Source organism: Leucobacter sp. Ag1 (assembly GCF_000980875.1).
GTDB lineage: Bacteria > Actinomycetota > Actinomycetes > Actinomycetales > Microbacteriaceae > Leucobacter > Leucobacter iarius.
This window is the reverse complement of sequence record NZ_LAYO01000027.1, coordinates 1-4,097: the sequence shown is the minus strand read 5'-3', so window position 1 is coordinate 4,097 and position 4,097 is coordinate 1. Positions and strand designations below refer to the sequence as shown.

Below are 4,097 nucleotides of genomic sequence, written 5' to 3'. Positions count from 1 at the left end.
GGCCTGCGCGAGCGCGTCGAGCTCGCGGGCGGCGAGCTCGTCTTCGCCGCCGCACCGGGCGGCGGGTCCCAGCTCATCGCGCGGATCCCGACCGGGGTCGCGCTCGCCCACGACTCCACGGACGGAGCTCCCGCATGATCCGGATCCTCGTGGTCGACGACCACCCCATCGTGCGGTCCGGGATCGTCGGCCTCCTCGAGGCCGAGCCCGACTTCGACGTGGTCGGCGAGGCCGTCGACGGCGAGACCGCCCTCGAACTCGCGGCCGCCCTCGAGCCCGACCTCGTGCTCATGGACCTGCGCATGCCGGGCATGGGCGGCGTCGAGGCGACCCGCAGGATCCTCGCCGACGCGCTCGCCGCCGGGGCGAAACGGCGCGTGCTCGTGTTCACGACCTACGAGAGCGACGACCGGATCCTCGCGGCGATCTCGGCCGGGGCGAGCGGGTACCTGGTGAAGGCGGCGCCCGCCGAGGAGCTGCTCGCGGGGGTGCGCGCCGCGCACGCCGGGCAGACGGTGCTGGCGCCGGCGCTCGCCGTGCAGCTGGCGCAGGCGCTGCGCGGGCAGCTGGATCCGGCCGGCGTCGACGCCGCCCGCGGCCCCGATCCCGCGCCGCGCCTCACCGCGCGGGAGGCCGAGATCCTCGCGCTCGTGGCCGAGGGGCTCAGCAACCCCGGGATCGCGGAGCGGCTCACCATCGGCGAGTCGACGGTGAAGACGCACCTGCTGCACATCTTCGAGAAGCTCGACGTGTCGGATCGTACGCGGGCCGTGACCCGCGCGATGGAGCTCGGCCTCATCTGAGCCGACCGGTCCGGGCCGTGTTCGCTCAGCCGGATCCGAGCACTCAGCCGGACGATTTCTGCGCACCCATCCGGCTGAGTGCTCAGATCCGGCTGAATGAACGGCAGCAGCCCCGCCGCACCGGGCTTGACAGCGCCCGCATCGGTGCCTAGGTTCATTAGTGAAGTAATGAACCGATGAAGACCGAAGAGGAGGCGCCCGTGTTCGACGATTCGCGGCCGATCTTCGTGCAGCTCGCCGATCGGATCTCCGACGACATCCTCCGCGGCACCTACGCCGAGGAGTCGCAGGTGCCCTCGACCAACGAGCTCGCGGCGTTCCTGCGCATCAACCCGGCGACCGCCGGCAAGGCGCTCAACCTCCTCGTCGACGACGGCGTGCTCTTCAAGAAGCGCGGCATCGGCATGTTCGTCTCGCCCGGAGCCAAGCGGCTCATCGGCGACCGGCGGCACGAGAGCCTCATCGCAGGCTTCGTCGACCCGCTCCTCGACGAGGCGACCGCGCTCGGCCTGGCGCCGACCGTGCTGATCGACCTCGTCGCCCGCCGCAGCGCAGAACGCGCGGGCACCCCCGCAGACTCCGCATCCGACCCCCACCCCACGGAGGCAACGCCATGACCGCACCGACGCAGAACGCGATCGAGGTCCGCTCGCTGACCCGCACCCACGGGTCCGTCCGCGCCCTCGACGACGTCACCCTCGCCTTCCGGCGAGACACCATCACCGGGCTGCTCGGCCGCAACGGCGCCGGCAAGACCAGCCTCATGTCCATCCTGTCGGCGCAGGACCGCCAGACCTCCGGCGAGGTCCTCGTCGAAGGCGAGCCGCCGTTCGAGCACGCACGCGTCGTGGAGCGCATGTGCTTCATCCGGGACAACCAGCGGTACCCCGACGACTACAAGCTGAAGCACGTGCTGCGCGGGGCCCGAATCGGGTTCCCCGAGTGGGATCAGGCCCTCGCCGACGAGCTCGTCTCGCTATTCCGGATCCCCGAGAAGCCGGTCGTGAAGAAGTTCTCGCGCGGCCAGCTCTCGGCGCTCGGGATCGTGATCGGACTCGCCTCGCGCGCACCGATCACGTTCTTCGACGAGCCCTACCTGGGCCTCGACGCCACCGCGCGCACGCACTTCTACGACGTGCTGCTGCGCGACTACGCGGAGCACCCGCGCACGATCGTGCTGTCGACCCACCTCATCGACGAGATGGAGCAGCTGCTCGAACGGGTCGTGATCCTCGACCGCGGTCGCCTGCTGCGCGACGCCGACGTCGACGAGCTGCGCGGGGCCGCGCACCAGGCCACGGGCCGCGACGCCGATGTCGCCGCCTACGCCGAGGGCCGCAGCGTGCTCAGCCGGCACCGCATCGGCGGGCTCGCCACGGCCGTGATCGACGGCCCGCCGAGCGCGCAGGATCGGGCGGCTGCCGCCGAGCGCGGAATCGACATCGGCGCCGTCGGGCTGCAGGAGCTCGTGGCGGCCTACGGCTTCGACGGAGCAGACACCCCCACCGAGCGGCCGGGCGCAGACACCGACCGCCCCGCCACCATCGCGAACGGAGCCCGCTCATGAACCGCATCGGCAAGGTCATCCGCCTGCACCTCAACAAGCCCTCCACGATGTTCGTCGCGCCCCTCACGATCGTGCTCCTGGTGCTCGTGATGTCGGCCATCATCGCGCTCGCCCTGCAGCGCGGCGGGCTCGACCCGAACGACCCCGGCTACGCGGTCGGCGCGCGCTACAACTCCGGCATGATGTGGTCGCTCCCCGGCTTCCTCGTCTACTACGGGGTGCAGGCGGTTGCCACCACCTTCCCGTTCGCCACGGCCACCGGCAGCACCCGCCGCTCGTACGTGCTCGGCACGGCGATCGCGAACCTGATCCAGTCGGCGTTCATCACGGCGATCATGCTGGCGCTGCTCGGCATCGAGCTGGCGACCGGGCACTGGTTCATGAACGTCTACGCCCTCGACGTCAACGGCCTGGGCGCCGGCAACCCGTTCGTGCTCGCCCCGGTGGTGTTCCTCGGCACCTTTACCCTGCTCAGCATCGGAGGCGTGTTCGGGGCGATCTGGCTCCGCTTCGGTCCGAAGGGGCCCGCGGTGCTCGGTCTCCTGCTCGGCCTCGCGGCCGCCCTCTCGGTGCTGCTGCTCGCGCCGCAGCTCGGCGAGATCATCCCCGCGATCACCGGCGGGATCCTCGCCGGGGTCGCCGTCGCGATCGCCGCGATCGCGCTCGTCGGCACCTGGCTGTCGATGCGCCGCACCTCGGTGCGCTGACCGGCGCCTCATCGCACCGCGCCCGCCCGGTGCCGCATACACTGCTGCAATGACGATCCTCCAGGCGCTCCTGTCGTTCTCCGTCGTCGCGATGCTGCTCACGATCCTGCCGGGCATCGACAGCTCGCTCGTGCTGCGGCAGGCGCTCGTGCGCGGCCGCGGCACGGCCATCGCGACCGGCATCGGGATCTGCCTCGGCTCCTTCGTCTGGGGCGTCGCAGCGGCCGTCGGCGCCGCCGCCCTGCTCGCCGCCTCCGAGTTCGCGTACCGCATGGTCACCTGGCTGGGCGCGGCCTACATGATCGTGCTCGGCGGCACCCTGCTCTGGAAGGCGATCTTCTCGAAGCGGCACGGCGCGGAGGCGCAGGCCGCGTCCGCGGACGCGCTGCCCAGCACCGTGCCCGCGTCGCCCTGGCGGGCGGGCCTCGTGGGCCTCGCCTCGAACCTCGCGAACCCCAAGGTCGGGGTCTTCTACGTCGCGACCATCCCGCAGTTCATCCCGCACGGCGCCTCGCCCGTGCTCATGGGGCTGGCGCTCGCCGCGGTCCACGCGATCCTGACGGTGGTCTGGTTCGGCATCCTCATCGTGCTCGCGACGTACGCGTCGCGCTGGCTGCGCCGCCCGAAGACGATCCGGGCGATCGACGGGGTCACCGGCACGGTGCTGGTCGGCTTCGGGGCGAAGCTCATCGCCTCGCCGACGGCCTAGCGGCGGTGCTGCGCGGCGTCGCGACCGCGCGGGTCCGGCCGCGCGGAACGCGACCGCGCCGGTCCGGCCGCGCTCGGAACGCGACCGGACCCGCGCCGGTTCAGGCGGTGACGTGCGCGCCCGGCTGCCCGAGCACCCGCGCCGCCGCCGCGATCCCGCGCTGCGCGGCATCGGCGGGCTCGGCCCCGTCCGCGACGGCGAGCAGGGATCCCGCGGCCAAGTGGTCGCCGGCGCCGGTGGTGTCGGTCACCTCGCCGGTCGGCGGCACCGGCACCCCGAGGCGTTTGGCGCCCGTGCGGATCCCGACGGGG

Annotated in this window: 6 protein-coding genes; 5 read left to right on the top strand and 1 reads right to left on the bottom strand. The window is 72.5% G+C overall.

The features are described from left to right. Positions 1–134 precede the first annotated feature (134 nt). The 5 genes from XM48_RS00145 to XM48_RS00125 all read left to right on the top strand — a co-directional run bounded on the left by XM48_RS00145 (position 135) and on the right by XM48_RS00125 (position 3,786). On the top strand, positions 135–803 hold the full coding sequence (locus tag XM48_RS00145) for a response regulator transcription factor (protein WP_046453746.1): 669 nt from the start codon (positions 135–137) through the stop codon (positions 801–803). Between the two features lie 176 nt (positions 804–979). Continuing rightward, positions 980–1,420, top strand: a complete 441-nt coding sequence (locus XM48_RS00140; RefSeq protein ID WP_336653460.1) for a GntR family transcriptional regulator — start codon at positions 980–982, stop codon at positions 1,418–1,420. Beyond that, entirely contained in the window at positions 1,417–2,370 is a 954-nt protein-coding gene (locus tag XM48_RS00135) for an ABC transporter ATP-binding protein (RefSeq protein WP_046453745.1), read from the top strand. Before XM48_RS00140 ends, XM48_RS00135 begins: the two co-directional genes overlap by 4 nt. Then, positions 2,367–3,077: a hypothetical protein gene (locus XM48_RS00130; protein WP_046453744.1), complete on the top strand. Its 711-nt coding sequence runs from the start codon at positions 2,367–2,369 to the stop codon at positions 3,075–3,077. Before XM48_RS00135 ends, XM48_RS00130 begins: the two co-directional genes overlap by 4 nt. Positions 3,078–3,126: 49 nt before the next feature. Beyond that, on the top strand, positions 3,127–3,786 hold the full coding sequence (locus tag XM48_RS00125) for a LysE family translocator (RefSeq protein ID WP_046453743.1): 660 nt from the start codon (positions 3,127–3,129) through the stop codon (positions 3,784–3,786). Positions 3,787–3,886: 100 nt separating this feature from the next. Here XM48_RS00125 and XM48_RS00120 read toward each other — a convergent pair. Continuing rightward, on the bottom strand, positions 3,887–4,097 hold a 211-nt coding region (locus tag XM48_RS00120), incomplete at its 5' end, for a PfkB family carbohydrate kinase (protein WP_046453742.1).